Source organism: Actinomadura sp. 9N407 (genome assembly GCF_044326315.1).
In the GTDB taxonomy this organism is placed as follows: domain Bacteria; phylum Actinomycetota; class Actinomycetes; order Streptosporangiales; family Streptosporangiaceae; genus Spirillospora.
Genome location: NZ_JBIRAW010000028.1, coordinates 72,538 through 95,547, shown reverse-complemented (window position 1 = coordinate 95,547; position 23,010 = coordinate 72,538). Strand labels below are relative to the sequence as shown.

Annotated in this window: 20 protein-coding genes; 14 read left to right on the top strand and 6 right to left on the bottom strand. The window is 71.4% G+C overall.

The genetic code is table 11. From position 1 onward, the window contains the following. From ACH34Q_RS34250 to ACH34Q_RS34230, 5 genes are read right to left on the bottom strand one after another with little or no spacing between them, the layout of a single operon-like run. The gene (locus tag ACH34Q_RS34250; RefSeq protein ID WP_395987284.1) at positions 1-972 is read right to left on the bottom strand and encodes an NAD-dependent epimerase/dehydratase family protein; all 972 of its coding nucleotides are present in this window, start codon (positions 970-972) and stop codon (positions 1-3) included. Continuing rightward, positions 969-2,468 carry a class I adenylate-forming enzyme family protein gene (locus ACH34Q_RS34245; RefSeq protein WP_395987283.1) on the bottom strand — a complete coding sequence of 500 codons (1,500 nt, stop codon included), beginning with the start codon at positions 2,466-2,468 and terminating at the stop codon, positions 969-971. The genes ACH34Q_RS34250 and ACH34Q_RS34245 overlap by 4 nt, the downstream gene beginning before the upstream one ends. After that, the gene (locus ACH34Q_RS34240; protein WP_395987282.1) at positions 2,465-3,649 is read right to left on the bottom strand and encodes a cytochrome P450; all 1,185 of its coding nucleotides are present in this window, start codon (positions 3,647-3,649) and stop codon (positions 2,465-2,467) included. Before ACH34Q_RS34240 ends, ACH34Q_RS34245 begins: the two co-directional genes overlap by 4 nt. Next, on the bottom strand, positions 3,646-4,413 hold the full coding sequence (locus tag ACH34Q_RS34235) for a glycosyltransferase family 2 protein (RefSeq protein WP_395987281.1): 768 nt from the start codon (positions 4,411-4,413) through the stop codon (positions 3,646-3,648). Before ACH34Q_RS34235 ends, ACH34Q_RS34240 begins: the two co-directional genes overlap by 4 nt. 2 nt (positions 4,414-4,415) lie before the next feature. Then, positions 4,416-5,417: a 3-oxoacyl-ACP synthase III family protein gene (locus tag ACH34Q_RS34230; RefSeq protein ID WP_395987280.1), complete on the bottom strand. Its 1,002-nt coding sequence runs from the start codon at positions 5,415-5,417 to the stop codon at positions 4,416-4,418. 195 nt (positions 5,418-5,612) lie between these two features. Between ACH34Q_RS34230 and ACH34Q_RS34225 the strand changes: the two genes are divergently transcribed. From ACH34Q_RS34225 to ACH34Q_RS34180, 10 genes are all read left to right on the top strand, one after another. After that, complete coding sequence (locus ACH34Q_RS34225) at positions 5,613-6,866, top strand: cytochrome P450 (RefSeq protein WP_395987279.1); 1,254 nt, start codon at positions 5,613-5,615, stop codon at positions 6,864-6,866. Between the two features lie 275 nt (positions 6,867-7,141). Beyond that, complete coding sequence (locus ACH34Q_RS34220; protein WP_395987338.1) at positions 7,142-8,326, top strand: cytochrome P450; 1,185 nt, start codon at positions 7,142-7,144, stop codon at positions 8,324-8,326. A gap of 140 nt (positions 8,327-8,466) precedes the next feature. Continuing rightward, positions 8,467-9,624: a steroid 3-ketoacyl-CoA thiolase gene (locus ACH34Q_RS34215; RefSeq protein ID WP_395987278.1), complete on the top strand. Its 1,158-nt coding sequence runs from the start codon at positions 8,467-8,469 to the stop codon at positions 9,622-9,624. A gap of 96 nt (positions 9,625-9,720) precedes the next feature. After that, the gene (locus ACH34Q_RS34210; protein ID WP_395987277.1) at positions 9,721-10,719 is read left to right on the top strand and encodes an MBL fold metallo-hydrolase; all 999 of its coding nucleotides are present in this window, start codon (positions 9,721-9,723) and stop codon (positions 10,717-10,719) included. 266 nt (positions 10,720-10,985) lie between these two features. Further along, positions 10,986-11,903, top strand: coding sequence for an SDR family NAD(P)-dependent oxidoreductase (locus ACH34Q_RS34205; RefSeq protein ID WP_395987276.1), 918 nt, complete (start codon positions 10,986-10,988; stop codon positions 11,901-11,903). A 66-nt stretch (positions 11,904-11,969) separates the two neighbouring features. Continuing rightward, positions 11,970-13,208, top strand: a complete 1,239-nt coding sequence (locus ACH34Q_RS34200; protein WP_395987275.1) for a cytochrome P450 — start codon at positions 11,970-11,972, stop codon at positions 13,206-13,208. A 74-nt stretch (positions 13,209-13,282) separates the two neighbouring features. Continuing rightward, positions 13,283-14,554: a cytochrome P450 gene (locus tag ACH34Q_RS34195; RefSeq protein WP_395987274.1), complete on the top strand. Its 1,272-nt coding sequence runs from the start codon at positions 13,283-13,285 to the stop codon at positions 14,552-14,554. 139 nt (positions 14,555-14,693) lie between these two features. Continuing rightward, entirely contained in the window at positions 14,694-15,986 is a 1,293-nt protein-coding gene (locus ACH34Q_RS34190; RefSeq protein WP_395987273.1) for a glycosyltransferase family 4 protein, read from the top strand. Between the two features lie 118 nt (positions 15,987-16,104). Then, positions 16,105-16,866 carry a class I SAM-dependent methyltransferase gene (locus ACH34Q_RS34185; RefSeq protein WP_395987337.1) on the top strand — a complete coding sequence of 254 codons (762 nt, stop codon included), beginning with the start codon at positions 16,105-16,107 and terminating at the stop codon, positions 16,864-16,866. Continuing rightward, positions 16,856-17,983, top strand: a complete 1,128-nt coding sequence (locus ACH34Q_RS34180) for a prenyltransferase (protein ID WP_395987272.1) — start codon at positions 16,856-16,858, stop codon at positions 17,981-17,983. The genes ACH34Q_RS34185 and ACH34Q_RS34180 overlap by 11 nt, the downstream gene beginning before the upstream one ends. 59 nt (positions 17,984-18,042) lie before the next feature. Here ACH34Q_RS34180 and ACH34Q_RS34175 read toward each other — a convergent pair whose 3' ends face one another. Continuing rightward, entirely contained in the window at positions 18,043-18,690 is a 648-nt protein-coding gene (locus ACH34Q_RS34175; protein ID WP_395987336.1) for a class I SAM-dependent methyltransferase, read from the bottom strand. A 429-nt stretch (positions 18,691-19,119) separates the two neighbouring features. Between ACH34Q_RS34175 and ACH34Q_RS34170 the strand changes: the two genes are divergently transcribed. The 4 genes from ACH34Q_RS34170 to ACH34Q_RS34155 all read left to right on the top strand — a co-directional run bounded on the left by ACH34Q_RS34170 (position 19,120) and on the right by ACH34Q_RS34155 (position 22,956). Continuing rightward, positions 19,120-19,311 (top strand): ferredoxin, encoded by a 192-nt coding sequence (locus ACH34Q_RS34170; protein ID WP_395987271.1) that lies wholly within the window; start codon positions 19,120-19,122, stop codon positions 19,309-19,311. Between the two features lie 162 nt (positions 19,312-19,473). After that, complete coding sequence (locus ACH34Q_RS34165) at positions 19,474-20,562, top strand: Zn-dependent alcohol dehydrogenase (protein WP_395987270.1); 1,089 nt, start codon at positions 19,474-19,476, stop codon at positions 20,560-20,562. Positions 20,563-20,765: 203 nt separating this feature from the next. Next, on the top strand, positions 20,766-22,616 hold the full coding sequence (locus ACH34Q_RS34160; RefSeq protein ID WP_395987269.1) for an endonuclease/exonuclease/phosphatase: 1,851 nt from the start codon (positions 20,766-20,768) through the stop codon (positions 22,614-22,616). 154 nt (positions 22,617-22,770) lie between these two features. Further along, positions 22,771-22,956 carry a hypothetical protein gene (locus ACH34Q_RS34155; RefSeq protein ID WP_395987268.1) on the top strand — a complete coding sequence of 62 codons (186 nt, stop codon included), beginning with the start codon at positions 22,771-22,773 and terminating at the stop codon, positions 22,954-22,956. Positions 22,957-23,010: the final 54 nt, after the last annotated feature.

Genomic DNA, 23,010 nt, shown 5'->3' with positions numbered 1-23,010 from the left:
CTACCAGTCGGCGGCGCCGGCGAAGTCGGTCTCCTCGGGCTTGTAGCCGAGCGCCGTACGGGCGGCGGCGATGTCGAGGGTGCGTTCGACCGCGAGGTGGCCGATCGCGTACCGGGTCAGCCGGGGCGGTTCCGGTCGGCGGGCGAGGAGGAACACGCCCTCGACGGCGGCGGCGAGCGGACGGACGGGCAGGGCCGGCAGGTAGAGCGGGCGCGCGTCGATGCCGCGTTCGGCCAGGATGGCGCGGAACGCCTCGTCGATGGTGACCGGCTCGGCGTCGGTGACGTTGTAGACGCCGGACCCGACCGGCCCGCAGGCGGCCAGCATGCACGCCTGGACGAGGTTGCCGATGGACGTCAGGCTGACGCGCTGCTTGCCGTTCCCCACGGCGGGCAGGACGCGGCCGCGTACCGACGACAGGACGCGCGGCAGGAGCGTGGTGTCGCCGGGGCCGTAGACGGCATGGGGGCGCAGGACGATGGCTTCGCGGCGGCTCGGGCCTCGCCACGAGGAGCGGCCGTGGCCGCGCATGACCGACAGTACGGCTCGTTCGGCGGCGGCCTTGGAAGCGCCGTAGGCGTTGAGGTGGCGCGGCGCCGGTGCCTGCTCCTCCGTGGCCATGACCGTGGGCCTGTACGGGTCGTACACGCTGGCCGTGCTCACATGGACGAACCGCGCCCCGGGGAAGGTCGTGAGCGCGTTCTTGGTGCCCGTCAGGTTGGTGGAGAAGAGGGTGGACACCCGGCCCCAGTCGGAGACGCTGCCCGCGCAGTGGATGACGGCGTCGACCTCTGGGGCGTCCAGGAGGGGTCCTTGGGTGAGGTCCCACGAACGGTACTTAGCCCCGAAAACGTGCTCTGGCGCTAATTCGGAACGTCTTCCGTAGGCATCGGTTTCGATTCCGTGGTCCATCAGGGCACGACAGACCGCTCCCCCGACGAACCCCGATGCCCCCGTCACCGCAACCTTCATGCCATCTCCCGTACGAGCTCGCGCAACTGGTCCCGGTCGAGCTTGCGGGCTCGGCCGGAACGAGGCAACTCGGACAGCACCACGATGCGGTCCGGAAGGGCGTCGTGGTCGATCACATCGGGCAGCCGGGCGCGCAGGCGGTCCGGATCCGCGGTCCCGACGATGGCCAGGATCACCTCTTCGTCACCGGTCTCGGGGTCGGGCAGGCCGGCGATCGCGGCCTCGGTGACGCCGTCGAGTGCGGCGATGGCGGGCTCGTACAGGCCGGGATAGAGGTTGAACTTGCCCCGGATGAGCATGTCCTTCTTCCGGCCGAGCAGGACGAGGCCTTTCTCGTCCAGGCGGGCCAGGTCGCCGGTGGGCAGTTCCGTCAGGGGCGGGTCGCCCAGATAGCCCCGGCAGAGGTTGGGCCCGGACAGGCGCAGTTCGCCGTCCTCGGCGATGGACGTCGGTACGAGGGGTTCGCCTAGGAAATCGCCCTGGCCCGTATGGGCGAGCTTCTCTTCGGCCGAGGCGATGGCCACGGGGAGGATCTCGGTCATCGCGTAGACGGACAGGACTTGCGCTGAGGTTGCCTCCATGGCGCGGCGCAGGATCGCGGCGGGTGCGGGGGCCGCGCCTAGCAGGACGTAGCGAAGCCCTTCGGGAAGCTTGGGATGAGCGTCCAGGATCTCGGCCAGGTGGACGGGGACGCAGAACGTGTGCGTCGCGCCTCGTTCCTTCAGCAGGCGGCCGAACTCGTCCGGAGAGCTGAAAAGGGGCGGCATCGACCAGCGCGCCCCCGAGATGAGGGTCGGAAGGCCCAGCATGAGCTGGTCGGTGTGGACGATGTCGCCGGGCCCTAGCGGGAGGCGTTCGCGGAACAGATCCAGGGCCGCAGACAGAGATGCCTGGGTGTGGACCACCGCGCGGGGATTCTCCGTAGTGCCGGACGTGAAGATGACGGCGGCGGGTGCATCCGGGTCGCCGACGTCGGACGGCTCTGGCGCGTCGCCCCGTACGAGCTTGGCAAAGGACAGCGCGCCTCGCGGAACGCCTGGCAGCCATCGCCCCACGTGGATGTGGCGCATCGGCCCCTGGCCTTGGACCTCCAGGTCGCCGAGGTTGGGCAGCAGCAGTCCGCGGCGCCGCGCATAGGCCCGGACCGGGCGCAGGCGACTGGCGGCGTAGAGGAACGATTCGGCGGCCGACCACTTGGGCCGGGCCAAGCGAAGCCGCGCGGTGAACATCTCCGGGCCCGCTCCCGGGTCGGCGAAGACGACCATGCCGCCGGCCGCTACGACTCCTAGGGCCAGGACAAGGGATTCGGGTGAGGGCCGTACCGAGAAGAGGACGCCGTCGCCCGGCTCCATGCCGGAGGTCACCAGCGCATGGCGTACGGCGAGGACCTGGCGTCGCAGGTCGCCATAGGTCAGCTCGGTCCCGTCCCCCGCCACGAGGGCCACGGCGGCGGGTGTCTCGGCGGCCTGGTCGAGGAGGCGCCGTACAAGGCTCACAGCGCCCTCACGATCAGCCGCTCGTAGGTCGGGATCAGGACGCGGCGGGCGGCGGAGCGGCGCGTGATCTCCAGGGGCGCGGCGGCGAGGACCGTACGGGCGACGGTACGGATCTCGGCCATGGCGAGGGGGTAGCCGATGCAGAAGTGCGGGCCCGCGCCGAACCACAGGCGGCGCAGCTCGGGCGGGTCCGGGCGGTCCAGGTCGAACGGCCCGTACGCGCGGCAGCAGTTGTGCGTCGCGATCAGGACCCGGTCGCCCGGGCGGATCTCGACTCCGCCGAGGCGGGTGGTCGCGTGGACGCTGCGGAGCATGACCGGCGTGGGGGTCGTCACGCGCATGGCCTCGTCGATCGCCCTGTCCAGATCGAGGGCACCGCCGAGGACGTCGGGAGAGTCGAGGCGGCCTGCGTCGTGCAGGAGGGCGATCAGGCGCGGGACCAGCGTCGCGACGGTCTCGGTGCCGGTGAGGAAGAACGCCCCGGCGGCGCCGCGCGCCTCCGCCTCCGACAGGCCGAGCGCCCGCATCCGGCCCATCACGGTGGCCTCGTCGCCGGACGCGTACGCCTTGGCGGCGATGTCGCCGAGCGGGTCGAGGACGGCGCGGGCCCGTTTCACCTGGTCGGGCGAGAACCGGCGGGTCCGGAGCGAGACCATCGACACGATCCGCTCGCCCTGCTCGAAGAGCTTCCGGCTCTGCTCTTCGGAACGGGTCTCCAGGCCGATGACCTCGCTCATCACGGCGCCCGCCAGCACCCGCATGGTGTCGACCAGATCGACGACGGCGCCCCGGGCGAGGCGGTCGGACAGGCGTTCCAGCGGCTCGGCCAGCACGCGGGCGCACAGGGCCTCGGCGTACGAGGGCGTGAACAGCTCGGTCAGGCGGCGCCGCAGGACGCGGTGCGCCTCGCCCTCCATGTTGAGCAGGACGGACGGCCCCAGGACCGGGGTCCACAGGTCGCCCGGCGAACCCGGCCCGTCCTTCCGGTACGTCTCGCCGTCCATCAGGACCTCGCGGGCGAGCGCGGCGTCGTTCACGACCACCCCGACGCGCGGGACGCGGACGACCGGGCCGCGCCGGGCCAGCCCGCGCAGCAGCGGGTACGCGAACGGGTGCGCGGCCAGGTAGAGCCGCCGTTCCCAGTCGACCGTCCGGCGACCCGTGGTCTGTGAACCGGTCATTTCAGGTCCCCGATGCGGATGTCGATGACCTCGGGCGTGTAGCGGTGGTCGGCGTACCAGCCGAGCGTCCCGACCAGGCCGTAGGCGCGCAGCCGCCGGACCGAGCCGTACACGGTCATGTCCTTGCGCAGCCCGTACGCGGTAGTGAGGCGGCGCACCTGGTTGACCAGCGCGCGGTCCTCGTGGACCTCCTCGATCCTTGAACGGGGGAAGCCGCCGGCCCGCTCGTACAGATCGGCGGTGATCGCGAAGTTGCAGCCGGGCATCATGACGTACGGGCCCAGGGCCAGCGGGTCCTGATTGCCGGGCCGGAACCGGCCGAAGAGCGCGGCGGTGCTGATCACGGCGGGCAGCAGGCGCCGTTCCCAGAACTTCAGCGCGAACTCGTCGGTACGGGGCCGCAGCGGCCCGCTGACCATGGCCAGGCCCTCGTCGAACGACCGCTTCACCGCCGCGATCCAGCCCGGGTCGGGCAGGCAATCGGCGTCGGTACGGGCGATGTGCGTGGCCCCGGCGGAGATCGCGTGCCGGATCCCGGTGTCGGCGGCGGCCCCGGTGCCCTTCTCCGGCTCGGAGATGATCCGTACCTCGGGCTTGGGATGCTCGGCGGCGAAGGACCTGACCACCTCGGCGGTACGGTCGGTGCTGCCGTTGTCGACCACGACCAGCGTGAAGCCGGGGTCGGTCTGCTCGGCCAGCCGGCGCAGGGTGGCCCCGATCGAGCGTTCCTCGTCGTAGGCGGGGATCACGACCCACAGATCCATGGTCAGAGCTCCGCGAAGATCACGCCGAGGCTGACGCCGCCGGCCAGGCCGATGAGCGCGACCCGGTCGCCGGGACCGCAGCGGCCGGACCGGATCGCGGTGTCGAGCTGGAGCGGCAGGGACGCCGAGGCGACGTTGCCGTGCTCGGGCAGCGTCACGACCAGCCGTTCGGCCGGGATGTCCAGGATCGACCGCAGTACCTCCAGGTACGGCATCGTCACCTGGTGGACGCCGATGATCGCGAAGTCGTCCCAGGTCAGCCCGGTCTTCTCCAGCGCGGTACAGAAGATCTCCGGGCCGTTGTCGACGAACGCGTCCTTGAGCCGGCGGCCGTCCCCGCTGAAGTAGGTGAACTCGGGATCGCGCGGGTGCATCGACCCGCCGCCGGGCAGCGTGCCGACCTGCCAGGCAGCGGAGACGGCGGCGAAGTCGCGGTAGAAGATCCCGCCGTCGGGCGCGGCCTCCACCAGCATCGCGGCGCCGCCGTCGGAGAGCGTGTAGCCCGCGAACGCGTCCACGAACTGCGCCCGGTCCCGGACCTTCCAGCGGATCGCGCGGGACGGGGCCTCGCCGGTGCAGACCAGGACCCGCTCGTGCTGCCCGGTACGGATCAGCGCGTCGGCCATCTGCAGGCCGTTGAGGAAGCTGTTGCAGGCGTTCTTGACGTCGAAGACGGGGCAGGTCGCGCCGAGCTTGGCCGCGACGATGTGCGCGGTGGCCGGCTCGACCATGTCCTGGGAGGCGGAGCCGAAGATCAGCAGGTCGAGCCGCTCCGGCCCGGTGCCGCGTTCGGCCAGCACCCGGCGGGCCGCCTCGGCGGCCAGGTCGGAGGCCTGCTGGTCATCGCGCATGACATGGCGGGAGGCGATGCCGGTCATCCGCTCGACGATGGTCGGGTGCGGGCGGTAGCCGCCGCCGGCGGCCCGCACGCGCGCCTCGACCCCGGCGCTGGTCAGGGTGTGTTCCGGCAGGTAGGCGGCCACTCCGGCAATACGTGCTCTCATGGTCGGACCCCCCGTTCTACTAGATCCGAGAATCGGCCGGTCGCCAGCCTCGTCGGCCGCGCCCCTCCGTCGCCAGGGGAACCCTACGTAACCCGAAGGGGGCGTTCTACCCCAGATGCCAGTGAGTACTACCACCTACCCCGATAGGTGGTATGCCGGATGAATTCCGGATCTGCCGGACGGCACACTGGGCGGGTGATCAGGAAGAACGCGGTCGGAACGACCATCGGGGACCCGGCGGCAGGGCGCGCGGCGAGCGGTTCCGCGAGCCATGCGGCACGCCATGAGGCACGGCTGATCTGGAGCGGCAACAAGGGGCTCTTCGCCCTGCTGGAGGCGGCCCGCCACGCGGGTCCCCTCACCCGCGTTCCCAGGCTGGGCTGGGTGGTGACCGATCCCGTCCTGGCGCGGCGGGTGCTGAACGACCACGCCCACTTCGGGATGGTCGGCGAGGGCGGGGTCGGCCATATGTGGTCCCAGCTCTTCGGTGAGGAGATGGGCCAGTTCTTCGGGGGTGCCCGGCACACCGAGGTACGGACCAAGGCGCGCGACCTGTTCACCGAGGAAAGCGCCCGCGAACTGGTCGAACGGTCCCAGGGCGCGCACTACGCCGCACTCGCCGGACGGCTGGCCGCAGGCGCGACCATCGACGTGGCCGACTCGACCCGGGTCCTCGCCGGACGGCTCGTCTCCGATCTCATGGGCCTTCCCACGGACCGGGACGACGACGCGTACCGGCAGGTCTTCGCGGCCGGGGAACGCCTCGCGGCCCTGGCGATGGGCACCACCGCCTCCACCGAACTGGACTCCCGCGTGCTCGGCCAGGCCCGGGCCATCGTCGACGAGATCACCGCGGGCGTCGACGACGCGTACCGTACGGCCGGCTCCGGCACCATCCTCGGACGCTGCCGCGAGATGGACCTCGGCCTCCCGCTCGCCCGGGGGCTCGCCACGCTGCTGGCCATCGCGGGCACCGAGACCGGGGCGTCCGGGACGTCCCGTACGGTCGCGCTCCTCCACGACACCGGCCAGCAAAGATCACTACTGTCCGACCCGTCCCTGATGGACAACGCCGTACGGGAAGGCCTGCGCGTCTCCACCCCGGCCCCCGTCATCGGGCGTCATGTCGCGCGCGACACGACGATCGCCGGGCGGCGGCTGCACGAGGGCGATCGGATCCTGCTGCTGACCTACCTGGCCACCACCAGCGTCGGGCCGTTCGACATCAGGCGCGACTACGTCCCCGAGACGCGCCAGCTGTGGTTCGGCGGTGGCCGCCATCTGTGCCTGGGCGCGGCCGTGGCCCGTACGCAGGTCGCCCGGATGCTCCAGACACTGCTCTCCCAGGGCCGCCCGTACCAGGTGGTCTCACGGCGCGCCGCCGCCCGCGTCCTCGTCCCGACGTACGCGAGCCTGCGCGTACGGATCGCAGCGGCGGAGAATTTCTGAAACCTGTTCTATCTAAACCGGTGAGCCCGCATGGCGAAGCTCACAACTTGACCCGAAGGCGCCTCTTGACACCCTCCTGATCAGCTTTTACAGGCGTGTGACGCAAGATTAGACTGGAGTCTCATTTTCTCTTGTGCGGGGCGCGGAACGCGTTCTACGTTGGAGCCATGACCACCGCGCCTGAGTTCACCGCCGCGTCCGGAACGCCCGTCCCCGAGCCGCTCGTGCCCGGCTCGCCCGTGCCCGACTCCTTCGACTTCAGCTCTGCGGATCTGATGGCCGAGCGCGTGCCGCTCGAGGAGTTCGCCGCGCTGCGCCGTACGGGGCGGCCCTGGTGGAACGCGCAGCCGCGCGGTGTCACCGGCTACGACGACGAGGGATTCTGGGTGGTGAGCAAGCACGCCCACATCAAGGAGATCTCCCGCGACCACGAGCTGTTCACCGCGACCAACGGGTCGATCATCCGGTTCAACGAGACGTTCACGCCCGAGGAGCTGGCCGTCCAGCGGGAGAACCTGCTGATCAACATGGACCCGCCGCAGCACGCCAAGCTGCGCCGGATCGTGTCCCGCGGCTTCACCCCGCGCGTGATCAACGGCCTGCACGACGCGCTGCGCGAGCGGGCCGGGCGGATCGTGGCGGAGGCGCGCCGGGACGGCGGCACCGGGACGTTCGACTTCGTGACCCGGGTGGCCGCCGAGCTGCCGCTGCAGGCGATCGCGGACCTGATGGGGGTCCCGCAGGACGACCGCAGCCGGCTGTTCGACTGGTCCAACCAGATGCTCGGCTACGACGATCCCGAGTACGACGGCGACCCGACCTGCGCCGCCGCCGAGATCATCGGCTACTCGATGGACCTGGCCGCGCAGCGCGGCGCCTGCCCCGCCGACGACATCACCACCCGGCTCGTCCAGGCGGACGTGGACGGGCACGGGCTGACCGACGACGAGTTCGGCTACTTCATGATCATCCTGGCGGTGGCCGGCAACGAGACCACCCGCAACGCCATCACCCACGGCATGATCGCGATGCTGTCCGACCGGGAGCAGTGGGAGCTGTACAAGGCCGAGCGTCCGGCGACCACCGCCGACGAGGTGGTGCGCTGGGCGACGCCGGTGATCGCGTTCCAGCGCACCGCCGTCCGCGACACCGAGCTCGGCGGCGTGCGCATCAAGGCGGGCGACCGGCTGGCGATGTACTACAGCTCCGCCAACTTCGACGAGGAGGTCTTCGAGGCCCCGGAGCGGTTCGACATCACCCGCTCGCCCAACCCGCACCTCGGCTTCGGCGGTACGGGGGCGCACTACTGCATCGGGGCCAACCTGGCCCGGATGGAGATCGACCTGATGTTCGACGCGATCGCCGACCAGATGCCGGACATCCGGCTGGCGGGCGAGCCCCGGCGGCTCCGCTCCACCTGGATCAACGGGATCAAGGAGCTCCCCGTCCGCTGCGGGTGAGCGCCCGGACGGGCCCGGGGTGAGGAGTATCTCGTGCCCGGCGGTCCCGCTGCGTGGGATGGGCGGCCAGGCCCCGCCCTTCCACCTGAAAATAGAACCCGTTACATTCGGACTCGAATGAGGTTCTAGAAGGAGACCGCATGGGCACCCCTGTGATCGTCGATGCCGTACGCACCCCGCTCGGAAAGCGCAACGGCTGGCTCGCCGGGCTGAAGGCCCAGGCCGTCATGGCGCACACGTACAACGCGCTGTTGGAGCGGTCCGAGCTGGACCCCGCCCTCGTGGAGCAGGTGTTCACCGGCTGCGTGACCCAGGCCCTGGAGCAGGGCGGCCACGTCGGCCGGTACGCCTGGCTCTACGCGGGCCTGCCCTGGCAGACCGGCGTCACCACCATCGACGCCCAGTGCGGATCGGCCCAGCAGGCCGTCCACCTGGCCGCCTCGCAGATCGCCGCCGGCGTGGTGGACGTGGCGATCGGCTCCGGCGTCGAGGTGATGAGCCGGACGCCGCTGGGCGCCAACGTGATGCCGGCCAACCCCAAGCCCGACGACTGGTCGCTGGACATGCCCGCCCAGTTCGAGTCCGCCGAGCGGATCGCCAAGCGGCGCGGGATCACCCGCGCCGACCTGGACGCGTTCGGTGCCCGCTCGCAGCAGCGCGCCGCCAAGGCCTGGGCGGACGGCCGGTTCGACCGCGAGATCGCGCCGATCGACGCCCCGGTGCTGGACGCCGAGGGCAAGCCGACCGGCGAGACCCGTACCGTCACCCGCGACCAGGGCCTGCGCGAGACCACGGTCGAGGGCCTGGCCAAGCTGCGGCCGGTGATGGAGGACGCCATCCACACCGCCGGCTCGTCCTCGCAGATCACCGACGGCGCCTCGGCCGTACTGGTGATGGACGAGGCCAAGGCGCGCTCCCTCGGGCTGACCCCGCGCGCCCGGATCAAGGCGCAGGCGCTCGTCGGCTCCGAGCCGTACTACCACCTGGACGGCCCGGTGCAGTCGACCGAGGCCGTGCTCAAGCGGACCGGGATGACAATGGGCGACATCGACATCACCGAGATCAACGAGGCGTTCGCCTCGGTGGTGCTGTCCTGGGCGTCGGTGCACAAGCCCGACATGGACAAGGTGAACGTCAACGGCGGCGCGATCGCGCTGGGCCACCCGGTCGGCGCCACGGGCGCCCGGCTGTTCACCACGGCCCTGCACGAACTGGAGCGCCGGGACGCCTCCACCGCCCTGATCACGATGTGCTGCGGCGGCTCGCTGTCGACCGGCACGATCATCGAGCGGATCTGATCCGTCCGTACGGGATGCTCGTACGGGTATGAACCGTGCGGGCACGCCCGTACGGGCAAGGACCGCGACACGGAACAAGGCGAGACGAGGTAGAGCGTGCAACCAGAACCCGAGGACCTCGGCGGGGGCGTGTGGAGCGTCCCGGTGCCGATTCCCGGTAACCCTCTCGCCTACACGCTGGTGTACGCGCTGGAGAGCCCGCGCGGGCCCGTGCTGGTGGACGCGGGCTGGCAGCACGAGGACGCCTGGGCCGCGCTCAAGGGCGGGCTCGCCACGTTCGGGATGGACATCGCCGACGTGCACGGGGTGGTGGTCACCCACTACCACCCCGACCACGCCGGGCTGGCGGGGCGCGTGCGGGAGGCGTCGGGGGCGTGGGTGGCCATGCACCGCGACGACATCACCCTCGTCAGGCGGTTCCAGGAGACGACGCGGAGCAAGGATTTCGGGCGCGCGTTCCATCTGGACTCGCTGCGCCAGGCGGGCGCGGACGAGGCCGAGCTGGCCGAGTGGAACGACGCCGGCCAGATGGTGGACCCGCCCGCGCTCCCCGACCGCGAGCTGTCCGACGGCGAGCTGGTGGACCTGCCCGGACGGTCGCTGCGCACGATCTGGACCCCGGGCCACAGCCCCGGCCACATCTGCCTCCACCTGGAGGACAACGACCGGATCTTCACCGGTGACCACGTGCTGCCCCGCATCACGCCGCACATCGGGCTGTACCCGTACGACCAGCCGGACGTGGACCCGCTGGGCGACTTCATGAAGTCGCTCGAACGGGTCGGCGGCGTCCAGGTGGGCGAGGTGCTGCCCGCCCACCAGTACCGCTTCACCGGCCTCGCCGACCGCGTCCAGGAGATCATCGGCCACCACGAGGAGCGGCTGACCGAGATCATCGGGCTGCTCTCCGGCGAGCCCACCACGCTGTGGGGGGTCGCGCGGGGGATGGAGTGGCGCGGCGCCTGGGCCGACATGGAGATCGGCTCCCGGCGGATGGCCACCGCGGAGGCGGCGGCGCACCTGCGCACGCTGGAACGGCGCGGGATGGTCAGGCGCGAGGCCGGCGACCCCATCCGCTTCGTCCTGAACGACTGACCTGGCGTTGACCGGACCCCGTACGCGATCGCGCGTGCGGGGTCTCCGGCATGCCCGGACCTCTGCTCCCTGCCGCCCCCTGGAGTCGTACCGCCGGCCATCACAGGGGGTCATCGCTGGATGCGACCCACGTCACTACACCCGCTGGACTCTTGATGAGACTGGAGTCTCATGTTAGAACGTGTTCTAGATCTGTAGCCCGAGCAAGCGCTCGATCGCGGCCCGGGCACGGTTCGACCCGCGCACGGCGTTCGGAAGGGACAGCAGTGACCGACCCAGATGTGAGCCTGGAGGGGCGGGTGGCCGTGGTCACCGGCGCCGGTGCCGGGCTCGGCCGGGCCGAGGCCCTCGCGCTGGCCGCCGCCGGTGCCCGCGTGGTGCTCAACGACCTCGACGCGGACGCCTCGCACGCGGTGGCGGAGGAGATCGCGAAGAACGGTGGCGAGGCCGCCGTGCAGGCAGGCGACATCGGCGCCTGGGAGACCGGCGAGGCCCTGGTCCAGACGGCGGTCGGTACGTTCGGCGGGCTGGACGTCCTGGTCAACAACGCCGGGTTCACCCGCGACCGGATGCTGTTCAACATGTCCGAGGAGGAGTGGGACGCCGTCGTCCGCGTCCACCTCAAGGGGCACTTCGTCACCTCCCGGCTGGCCGTCGCGCACTGGCGGGCACGGTCCAAGGAGACCGGCGCGCCGGTGTACGCGCGGATCGTCAACACCGCCTCTGAGGCGTTCCTGCTGGGATCAGCCGGCCAGCCCAACTACGCCGCCGCCAAGGCCGGCATCGCCGCGCTGACCCTCTCGACGGCCCAGGCCTGCGGCCGGTACGGGGTACGCGCCAACGCGATCTGCCCGCGCGCCCGTACGGACATGACCGCCGGGGTGTTCGGCCCGGCCCCCGAGGACGGCCCGGACCCGCTCTCGGTCGACCACGTCACGCCGCTGGTGACCTACCTCGCCTCGCCCGCCGCCCAGGACGTCACCGGCCAGGTCTTCGTCGTGTACGGCGGCCGGGTCGCGGTGATGGCGCCGCCCACGGTCGCGCACCAGGTCACCGCCGGAGACGCGGCCGGAGGCGCGGAAGGCTGGACGGCCGCCGCCCTGGCCGCCGAGCTCGGGCCCAAGATCTCCACCGGCACCGCCGGGTTCACCGCCGCCGGCGCCCTCGCCGCCGCCTTCGAGTAACCGCAGTCCGAGTCACGAGTCCACCGCCCGAACACCGATGGCCCACCCCGGCACGAAGGATCTCCCATGGCCCCTGAGATCGGCATCGTCCCCGACTTCGACGTCATCGACCCCGGCGTCTACGAGCAGGGCGGCATCCCGCACGAGGCCCTCACCTGGATGCGGCAGAACGACCCCGTCTACTGGCACGCGGACCCGAACGAGAACGTCCCCGGCTTCTGGGCGGTCACCCGGCACGAGGACGTCACGCACGTCTCCCGCCACCCGGAGCTGTTCTCCTCGCACGTGCGGACCTCGATGTTCGAGGAGTTCAGCGACGACGACATCGCCCTGTACGGGATGATGATGCTGTTCCAGGACCCGCCGGACCACACCAAGCTGCGCGGCATGGTCAACAAGGGCTTCACACCCCGGATGATCAAGCAGCTCGAGGAGCACATCCGGCGCACCTGCAACGAGCTGATCGACCAGGCCGCCCCGCTGGGCGCCTGCGACTTCGTCGAGCACTTCGCCGCCCCGCTGCCGCTCTACACGATCTGCGAGCTGCTGGGCGCCCCGCTGGAGGACCGGGACAAGATCTTCCGCTGGTCCAACACGCTGGTGGCCTTCAACGACCCCGAGTACATCGGCGACCGGTCGGAGTCGGCCGCCTGCGCGGCCGAGTTCGCCGTCTGGGCGGGCGAGCTGGCCCAGGAGCGCGCCTCCACCCCGCGCGACGACATCGTGACCAAGCTGCTGTCCGCCGGCCCGGACGGCGAGCGGCTGAGCGACGAGGAGTTCCAGCTCTTCGTGATCATGCTGTCGATCGCCGGGAACGAGACCACCCGGACCGCCACCGCCGGCGGGATGCAGGCCTTCTTCGACTACCCCGAGCAGTGGGAGCGGCTGAAGAACGACCGGAGCCTGATCCCCACGGCCGTCGAGGAGATCGTCCGCTGGGTCAGCCCGATCAACCAGTTCCGCCGTACCGCCACCCAGGACACCGAGCTGGGCGGCAAGGAGATCAAGGCCGGCGACAAGGTGGTGCTGTTCTACGCCTCGGCCAACCGCGACGAGAAGGTCTTCGACGACCCGTTCCGGTTCGACGTGGCGCGCGATCCCAACCCGCAGATCGGTTTCGGCGGCGGCGGGCCGCATTTCTGCCTGGGAACCCACCTCGCACGGATGAATCTGCGGATCATCTTTGAGACGATTCTGGACCGGGTCCCCGACATCAGGCCGGCCGGCGAGCCTCGCCGGCTGCGCTCCAACTTCGTCAACGGTGTCAAGGAACTCCCGGTGGAGTTCACCCCCCAGTACCGCTAGGCGCGGCTGATCAGGGCCGATCAGCAGGTGAGGACCGGTCCCGTCCGTCCGCGCCGACGAGGAGGTCCGCGGCGATGACCACCACTCCCCAGACCGGACAGACCACGTCCCCCGTATCCGGCATCGAGCTGGTCGATCCGGACGTCTACGAGCGCGGCGGGATCCCGCACGAGCAGCTGAGCGAGCTGCGCGAGCGGGCCCCCGTCCACCGGCACCACGCCGACCCGAGCCGGGGCAACCCCGAGTTCTGGGCGGTGACCCGGCACGAGGACGTCGTGCGGGTCTCGCGGCATCCGGAGGACTTCTCCTCGTACGAGAAGCTGGCGCTGTTCGACGAGCCCGAGCCGGAGCATCTGGACCTGCAGCGCATGATGATGCTGAACCAGGATCCGCCGGAGCACTCGGGCAAGCGGAGCATCGTCAACCGGGGCTTCACGCCGCGGGCCATCGGGGCGCTCGAGGAGCACATCCGCGACATCTGCCGCGGCCTGGTCGCCGAGGTGGCGGAACGGCTGGAGCAGGGCGGCGAGGCCGACTTCGTCCGCGACATCGCCGCCCCGCTCCCGCTGTACGTGATCTGCGAGCTGCTCGGCGCGCCGGTCGAGGACCGGGACAAGATCTTCCACTGGTCCAACACGCTGATCGGCGCCGAGGACCCCGAGTTCCAGACCTCGCCGGAGGAGGGCCAGGCGGCGGCGACGGAGCTGTACGCCTACGCCGAGGAACTGGCCGCGCAGCGCAAGGCCGAGCCGCGCGACGACATCGTCACCCGGCTGCTCCAGCCCGACGCCGACGGCAACGAGCTGAGCGGCAACGAGTTCGAGCTGTTCGTCCTGCTGCTGTCGGTGGCCGGCAACGAGACCACCCGCAACGCCGCGTCCGGCGGGATGCTCGCGCTCTTCGAGCATCCCGAGCAGTGGGAGCGGCTCCGGAACGACCGGAGCCTGCTGCCCACGGCCGTCGAGGAGATCGTCCGCTGGGTGACGCCGGTGAACCTCTTCCGCCGTACCGCGATGCGCGATCTCGAGCTCGGCGGCGAGCGGATCTCGGCGGGCGACAAGGTCGTCGTCTTCTACGCCTCGGCCAACCGCGACGAGCGCGTCTTCGACGCCCCGTTCCGCTTCGATGTGGGCCGCGACCCCAACCCCCACCTGGGGTTCGGCGGCGGCGGTCCGCATTTCTGCCTGGGTGCGCACCTTGCCCGGCTCGAGCTCAGTGTGCTTTTCGAAACACTTTTGGACGCCATGCCCAATATTGAACTCTCCGGTAACGTACGGAGGCTAAGGTCTAGTTTCATCAACGGCATCAAAGGCATGCCGGTGCGCCTGCGCCCGGCTGACCTCTGATACGTCCTTCGGGCGGAGCCCGGGGGTCCGCCCCCAGGGGCAACACTGATACGCCCTTCGGGCGGAGCCCCGGGGGTCTGGGGGTCCGCCCCCAGGGACAACACCGATTGACAGGAGTGGTGCGTGAGCAGGGACTGGCGTGGCTGAGGCAGACGAGCCGTCGGGCGGTCCACTGCGCGTGGCCCTGCTCTCGTACCGGAGCAAGCCGCACTGCGGCGGCCAGGGCGTCTATCTACGGCATCTGAGCCGCGAACTGGCCGACCTCGGGCACAGGGTCGAGGTCCTGTCGGGGCAACCGTATCCCGAACTCGACCGCGACGAGATCATCCTGACCAAGATCCCGAGCCTGGACCTGTACCGGGACGAGGATCCGTTCCGGACGCCGCGGCCGGGCGAGTTCCGCGACTGGATCGACGTGCTGGAGTTCGCGCACATGAAGACCGGCGGCTTTCCCGAGCCGCTGACCTTCAGCCTCCGGGTCCTGCGCGAGCTGCGTCGGCGCCGCAGCCGGTTCGACGTGGTGCACGACAACCAGGTGCTCGGCCTGGGCAACCTCGGCATCGGCCGGCTCGACCTGCCGCTGGTCACCAGCATCCACCACCCGATCAGCGTCGACCGGCGGATCGAGCTGGAGGCCGCCCGCGGCATCCGGCAGAACCTCGGCAAGCGCCGCTGGTACGGGTTCGTCGCCATGCAGAGCCAGGTGGCGCGGCGGATCGGCCCGGTGCTGACCGTCTCGGACTCCTCCAAGGTCGACATCGTCAAGGACTTCCGGGTCGACCCGCGCGACATCGAGATCCTGCCGCTCGGCGTCGACACCCGGATCTTCCATCCGCGCGGCGAGCGGGTGCCCGGCCGGATCGTCGCGATGGCCAGCGCGGACGCCCCGATCAAGGGCGTGGACGTGCTGCTGCGCGCGGTCGCCAAGGTCGCCACCGAGCGGGACGTGCACGTCGTGATCGTCAGCAAGCCCAAGAAGGACGGCCCCACCGCCAAGCTGGTCCGCGAGCTGGCCCTGGGCGACCGGGTGAGGTTCGTCAGCGGCATCGGCGACGAGGAGCTCGGCGAGCTGCTGGCGTCCGCCGAGATCGCCGTCGTGCCGTCCCGGTACGAGGGGTTCTCGCTGCCCGCGGTCGAGCACATGGCCTCCGGTACCCCGCTGGTCGCCAGCCGGGCCGGGGCGCTGCCCGAGGTCGTCGGCGACGCCGGGATCATGGTCGAGCCCGGCGACGTCGAGGAGCTGGCCGCGACGCTGCGCCGGCTGCACGACTCCCCCGACGAGCGTGCCAGGGCCGGCGAGGCCGCCCTGGCCCGCGTCCGGTCGCGGTTCGCCTGGCCGGCCGTGGCGCAGGCGACGGTGGAGCACTACCGCACCGCGATCGCCCAGCAGCGCTACCGGCGGCTGGCCGCGGGCAAGGCCGGGGACCGCTGACAGCGGCCGCCTGACCAGGCCCCGCGCCGGCCGCGAGCCCGCCGGCCGCGGACGAGACATCACGGGATGGAAGCAGGGACGCCGCGCGCGGCGTCCCTCGTACGGAAGGAGCACCACCCTGCTGACCGTTGATTTCGGGCGGTTCCGCGTGAAGCCCGGAGAGCGCATCCTGGACATGGGATGCGGTGCCGGGCGGCACGCCTTCGAGCTGTACCGCAGGGGTGCCCGCGTCGTGGCCTTCGACATGGACGCCGACGAGCTGGCCGGTGTCGGCACGATGTTCGACGCCATGCGGCTGGAGGGCGGGCTTCCCGAGGAGGCCGCCGCCGAGACCGTCCAGGGCGACGCCCTGGACCTGCCGTTCCCCGACGACCACTTCGACAAGATCGTCGCTTCCGAGGTCCTGGAGCACATCCCCGACGACATGCGGGCGATGCGCGAGCTGCTGCGGGTGCTCAAGCCGGGCGGGCGGCTCGCCGTCACCGTGCCGAGCTGGCTGCCCGAGCGGGTCTGCTGGGCCCTCTCGGAGGACTACCACACCGCCCCCGGCGGCCACATCCGCATCTACACCCGCGCCGAGCTGGAGGCCAAGCTCAAGGGCATCGGCTTCAAGGTGAACGGGCACCACCACGCGCACGGGCTGCACGCCCCGTACTGGTGGATCAAGTGCGCGGTCGGGGTGAACAACGACGGCAACCCCGCCGCCAAGGCCTACCACCAGCTCCTGGTCTGGGACATCATGAAGCGGCCGCTGGCGACCCGGCTGGCCGAACGTGTGCTCAACCCGGTGATCGGGAAGAGTGTCGTGGTGTACTTCACCAAGCCCGCCTCCCCCGGCAAGCCGTCCTCGCCCGCCAAGGAGACCGCGGATGCGGTCTGATCTCTCCCCGCCCGCCGTGCCCGGCGTGGTCACCCGCGAGGACATCGTGGCCACCGCGCGCAGCATCGCCGACCAGCAGGAGGAGTCCGGGGCGATCCCCTGGTTCACCCCGATCGGCGGCGTACCCGGGCACGTGGACGCCTGGAACCACGTGGAGGCCGCGATGGCCCTCACGGTGGCCGGCCTCAACGACCACGCCCGCCGCGCGTACGAGTGGCTCCGCTCCGTCCAGCGGCCCGACGGCTCCTGGCCCGCCAAGTGGATCCTGGGCGAGGTCACCGAGCCCGGCGGCGAGTCCAACCACGCCGCCTACATCGCCGTCGGCGTCTGGCACGAGCTGCTGATGACCGGGGACGAGACGTTCGCGCGGCACATGTGGCCCGCCGTCCGCCGCGCGATCGGCTTCGTCCTGGAACTGCAGACCCGGCGCGGCGAGATCATCTGGCTGCGGCACCCCGACGGCGCCGCCTCCGACCACGCGCTGCTGACCGGCTGCTCCTCGATCTACCAGTCGCTGCGCTGCGCGGTGGCGCTCGCCGAGCACCTCGGCGAGCCCGAGCCGGAGTGGGAACTGGCCGCCGACCAGCTCGGCCACGTGGTGGCCGCGCACCCGGAGGCGTTCGCCGACAAGAGCCGCTGGTCGATGGACTGGTACTACCCGGTGCTCTCCGGCCCGGTCCGCGGCGAGGCCGCCGCCCACCGGCTGGCCGAGCAGTGGGACACCTTCGTCGTTCCGGGCCTGGGCTGCCGCTGCGTGTCCGACCAGCCGTGGGTGACCGCGGCCGAGAGCTGCGAGCTGGTGATGGCCCTGGACGCCGCAGGCGACCGTGAGCGGGCCCTGGAGCTGTTCGCCACCATCCAGCACCTGCGGCACGAGGACGGCTCGTACTGGACCGGCTGGCAGTTCGAGAACCAGCGGCACTTCCCGGGGGACCGCTCCACCTACACGGCCGCCGCGGTCGTCCTGGCCGCCGACGCCCTCGAAGGCACGTCCCCGGGCGCCAGGATCTTCAAGGAGATCGCCGGCCGTCCCCTGGGCCCGTCGGGCCCCGCCGACCCGGACGCCTGCGGCTGCGCCCTGGTCAGCGTCGCCAACCCCGTCAGGACGCGCTTGTAACGTCGACTCGTGGCGTGTTCGCCGTTCCAGAGGCTCTGGAACGGCGAACACGCCACGAGTCAACCGGCGTCGGTTTCCGCTGTGCGTTCCAGGACGCGCAGGGAGCCCTCTACTCGCTTTTCGGTGAAGGCGCCGCTCTTCAGAGCCCTCTGGTAGACGTGGTACGGGGCCTGGCCGCCGTCGGCGGGGTCCGGGAACACGTCGTGGATGACCAGGGCGCCGCCCAGCGCGACCCAGGGGGACCAGCTCTCGTAGTCGGCCTGGGCGAGGTCCTCGGCGTGGCCGCCGTCGATGAAGAGCAGGGCGATGGGGGTGCGCCAGAAGGTGGCGACGGTACGGGACGTACCGACGATCGCCACGACCTGCTCCTCAAGGCCCGCGGCCCCGAGGGTCTTGCGGAAGGTCGGGAGCGTGTCCATCCGGCCCGTGAGGGGGTCGACCAGGGACGGGTCGTGGTGCTCCCAGCCCGACTGGTTCTCCTCGGAGCCGTGGTGGTGGTCGACGGTGACGACGGTCGCGCCGGACTCCTTGGCGGCCGCGCCGAGGTAGATCGCCGACTTGCCGCAGTAGCTGCCGATCTCCAGCAGGGGGCCGGTCGCGCCGAGTCGCGCGCCGTACTCCAGCGCGGTCTCGTACAGGGCCCGGCCCTCGGCCTCGGGCATGAAGCCCTTGGCGTTGCGCGCGGCGCGCAGCAGGTCACGGGCCATGGGGGCAGGTGCCGCGCCCTCGGGTACGGCCGTGGGGTCGGGTGTGGTCGTCCCCGGGTGGGTGGACGCCGTGGTGTTGGTCATCGATCTCCTCCGCCGGGCACTTTATCCCGATCTATCCGCACTTGATGCAGGTCTGCCCGGAGCGGTGCCGATCCATCCTCGGTACGGCCCCATCCTCACCCCGGCGCGGCATCCGGATCACTTCGATGAGACTCCAGTCTTGCCCACAATACTGGAACGTGTTCTACTTTTGCGGTGAGCAAGCGTACCGAGGTCGCAACCGGTCCGAACCGGATTCTGTATGTTGGCCGCGAGATGGCACGGCGGGCGACGGCGGCCGGGGAACCGGTCCGCGCCGCCTCGCGGGACCACCGCAAGCTCGCCGGTCGATGAACGGCGCCGGGTAGTGGAACGGAGACAGAGGCGATGAAGGTAAGCGTCGATCCCCTGGTGTGCGAGGCCAACGCCGTATGCGTCGGGCTCGCCCCCGAGGTCTTCGACCTCGATGACGACGACGAGCTCCAGGTACTGATGCCGGACGTACCGGCCGACCAGGCCGACCGCGTCAGGCACGCCGTACGGTCCTGCCCCAAGGCCGCGCTGGCCCTGGAGGAATAGCTCAACGGCGGAACGGCTCAGCTGTGGAATGGCTCAGCCCTGCCGACCGACTCTGGACGGGCCGTCCCCTTTTTGGGCACGGTCGGATCCGGAGCACCCCACCCATCCCCTGAGGACGCCGTGCCCAGCGGCCGGCGTCCCACCCCTCATGTGGAGGCAGTCATGGCACGTGCCGCGGTTCTGCACGCGGTCGGCGACGCCGAGCTCGACCTGCGCGACGACGTCAGCACCGTCGATCCCGGTCCCGACCAGGTCAAGGTCAAGATCAAGGCGACCGGGGTCTGCCATTCCGACCTGTCCACGATCTCCGGGGTACTGCCCGCGATGCCGCCGACGGTCCTCGGGCACGAGGGCGCCGGCGTGGTGGCCGAGGTCGGCGAGCACGTCACCAACGTCAAGGTCGGCGACCACGTGGTCGTCAACTGGACGCCCGACTGCGGTACGTGCCCCGAGTGCCTGCGCGGCGAGCCGTACCTGTGCATGACGTTCATCGCGCAGTCGTTCAGCATCGCCAACTTCCGGCTGGGCGATGACACCCCGGCGTTCGGGATGGCCGGGACCGGGACCTGGGCCGACGAGATGGTCGTCCCGTTCCAGGGCGTCATCAAGATCGACGAGGACGTCCCGTTCGAGTACGCGGCGCTGCTGGGCTGCGGCATCCCGACCGGCGTCGGGGCCGCGGTCAACACCGCCAAGGTGCAGCCGGGCTCCAAGGTCGCCGTGGTCGGGACGGGCGGCATCGGCCTGGCGGTGATCCAGGGCGCCAGGATCGCCGGCGCGTCGACCATCCTGGCGGTCGACCCCAACGAGGCCAAGCACCCGCTCGCCAAGCAGTTCGGCGCCACCCACACGGCGACGCTGGACACCCTGGACGAGGCCAAGAACCTGCTCACCGCGGGCTCGGGCTTCGACTACGTCTTCGAGGCGGTCGGCAAGGCGGCGGCCGTCACGACGGCGTGGAACGCCACCCGGCGCGGCGGCGACGTGATCGTCGTCGGCGCGGGCGCGGCCGACGACAACTTCGAGATGAGCGCGTTCGGGCTGCTGTTCGACGGCAAGTCGCTCAAGGCCTCGCTGTACGGCGGCTGCGACCTCAAGCGCGACATCCCGCGGTTCGTGGACCTGTGGCGGGCCGGCCGGCTCGACATCGACGGCCTCATCTCGCGCCGGATCCGGTTCGAGGACCTGAACGACGCCGTCGAGGCGCTGAAGACCGGCGACGTGATCCGCCAGGTCGTGCTGTTCGACTGACCGGCGGAACCGGGGCCGGGCCGCACCTCCCGGCCCCGGTTCGGCGCGGTGTCGTCAGCGCCTTGTGATCAGCACGGTGTGACGGCGATTTCCCCCGACGTCATATGTCATCCTTCTTCATGTCCATTGGCCGCGCGCTAGTCGATGATGGAGCTTGGGTGGCGTACCTAGGTGAACAGGGTCCGGCCCGCACGTTGGCCGCGGTGTTCCTTGGTCTTCCGGTCCTGTGCGCGCCGTTGCTGTACGCGCCGGCGGCACACGCCGCGCAGGCCGCGCCCGAGCAGCGGATCCGCGACGTCCAGGGCGCCGGGCACGTGTCGCCGCTGAACGGCGGCACCGTCTCCCGCGTCCCCGGCGTGGTGACCGCGGTGACCGGCAACGGCTTCTGGATGCAGGACCCCGCCCCGGACCGCGACCACGCCACGTCCGAGGGCATCTTCGTCTTCACCCGTACCGGCCCGGCGGTCGCCGCCGGCGACTCCGTCCGCGTCGACGGGCGGGTCAGCGAGTACCGGCCCGGCGGGCCGCGCTCGGCCGGGCTCAGCCGTACCGAGATCGACGCCACCCGCACGGTCACCGAGGCGCGCGGCACGGCGCTCCCGGCACCGATGGTCATCGGCTCCAAGGGCCGCAGGCCGCCCGCCACGATCATGACCGGCCCGGAGATCGGCCCGGCTCGCAACATCGAGTCCGGCGGCCGCTTCGACCCGGAGCGCAACGCGATCGACTTCTACGAGTCGATCGAGGGCATGCGGGCGGGCGTGCGGGACGCCGTGGCCGCTGGCCCGTCCCGGTACGGGGAGATCCCGGTGCAGCCGGCGGGCGAGGCGGGCGCGGGCAAGCGGATCGTCCTCGACGACGCCCTCGCCCCGTTGCCGGCGATGAACGCCGGCGACCGGCTGCCCGGCGTCGCTGACGGTGTCGTCGACTACGCCTACGGCACGTTCAAGCTGCTGGTCACCACCGCTCCGCAGCGCCAGGACGGCGGCGGCCGGCCGGAGACGACCCGCACGGCCCGGCCGCAGGAACTGGCGGTCGCCACCGCCGATCTGGGCGGGCTCAGCCCGGACGTGCCGCCCGAGCGGATCGCCGCGCTGGCCGCCGACCTGGTGGACGGGCTCAAGTCGCCCGACCTGGTCACGATCACCGGGCTGCGCGACAACAGCGGCGCCGCCGACGACGGCACGGTCGCCGCCGACCAGACCGTGGCGGAGCTGATCACCGCGATCAGCACCGCGGGCGGCCCGGGCTACGACTGGCGCTCGATCGCGCCGCGCGACAACGCCGACGGCGGCGAGAAGGGCTCCAACGACCACGTGGGCTTCCTGTTCCGTACCGACCGGGGCCTCGGCTTCGTCGACCGGCCCGAGGGCGCGCCCCAGGGGTCCGTGGCGGCCCCTGAATCGCCCGGTACGCCCGGTACGGGTGGGACCCGGCCCGATCCCGCGGTGACGCCCGTCAGGGCGCTCGGGGACGGCTCCGGCGGTGTACGGCTCACCCTGAGCCCCGGCCGGATCGCGCCGGGCGACGCGACCTGGAGCCGTACCCGCAAGCCGGTGGCCGGCGAGGTGACCTGGCAGGGCAAGCGGATCATCGTCGTCGCCAACCAGTGGTACCCGCGCACCGGCGACGACCACCCCGACCTCGGGCGCTACCAGCCGCCGACCCGGCCCACCGAATGGCGCCGGCTGGAGCAGGCCCGCGTGGTGGCGGGGTTCGTCAAGTCGGTCCGGGCCGCCGACCGCGACGCCAACATCATCGTGGCGGGCGACCTCAACGAGCCGGAGCACTCCCCGCCCGTCCGGGCGCTGGCCGAGGAGGCGGGCCTGCGCGACCTGCCGGCCACGCTGCCGGAGAAGGAGCGCTACACCACGGTCTCCGGCGGCGACGCGCGCACGACCGACCACATCATGCTGAGCGAGTCGCTGGCCAAGCGGAAGCACGAGTACGACATCGTGCACCGCAACGCCGAGTTCGCGTCCCGGGCGGGCGACCGCGACCCCACCGTGGTGCGGATCGACATGTCGGGCAAGCCGCCGGGCGGGCGCGGGTAGCCGCAACCGCGCCCGGGACCGCCGAAACGGCCGCCCCGTTTCGGGACGGCCGGAAAGATCGGCACGGGACGGCACCGAATGCCGCCGGAGTTTCGCCCGTGCGGGTACGGGCACCGGCCGGACGTCATGAGTCCCCCTCGTGAGGAGAGCCCCCATGGCGTCCAGATACCGGCCCGGGATCAGCATCGTCGGGCTGATCTACATCATCATCGGAGTGTTCATCGCCTGGGACCGCGGCTATCTCGACGCGGAACTGGTGCGGCGCGTCGCCGGCGCGCTGCTGGCGATCTTCCTCTGGTTCCTCGTCCTGCTGGGCGTGGACATGACCATCGACGCCTGACCGCCGACGCTCGCCGCCGATGCGCGACCGCCGGTCTGGCCGCCGCGTGAGGGG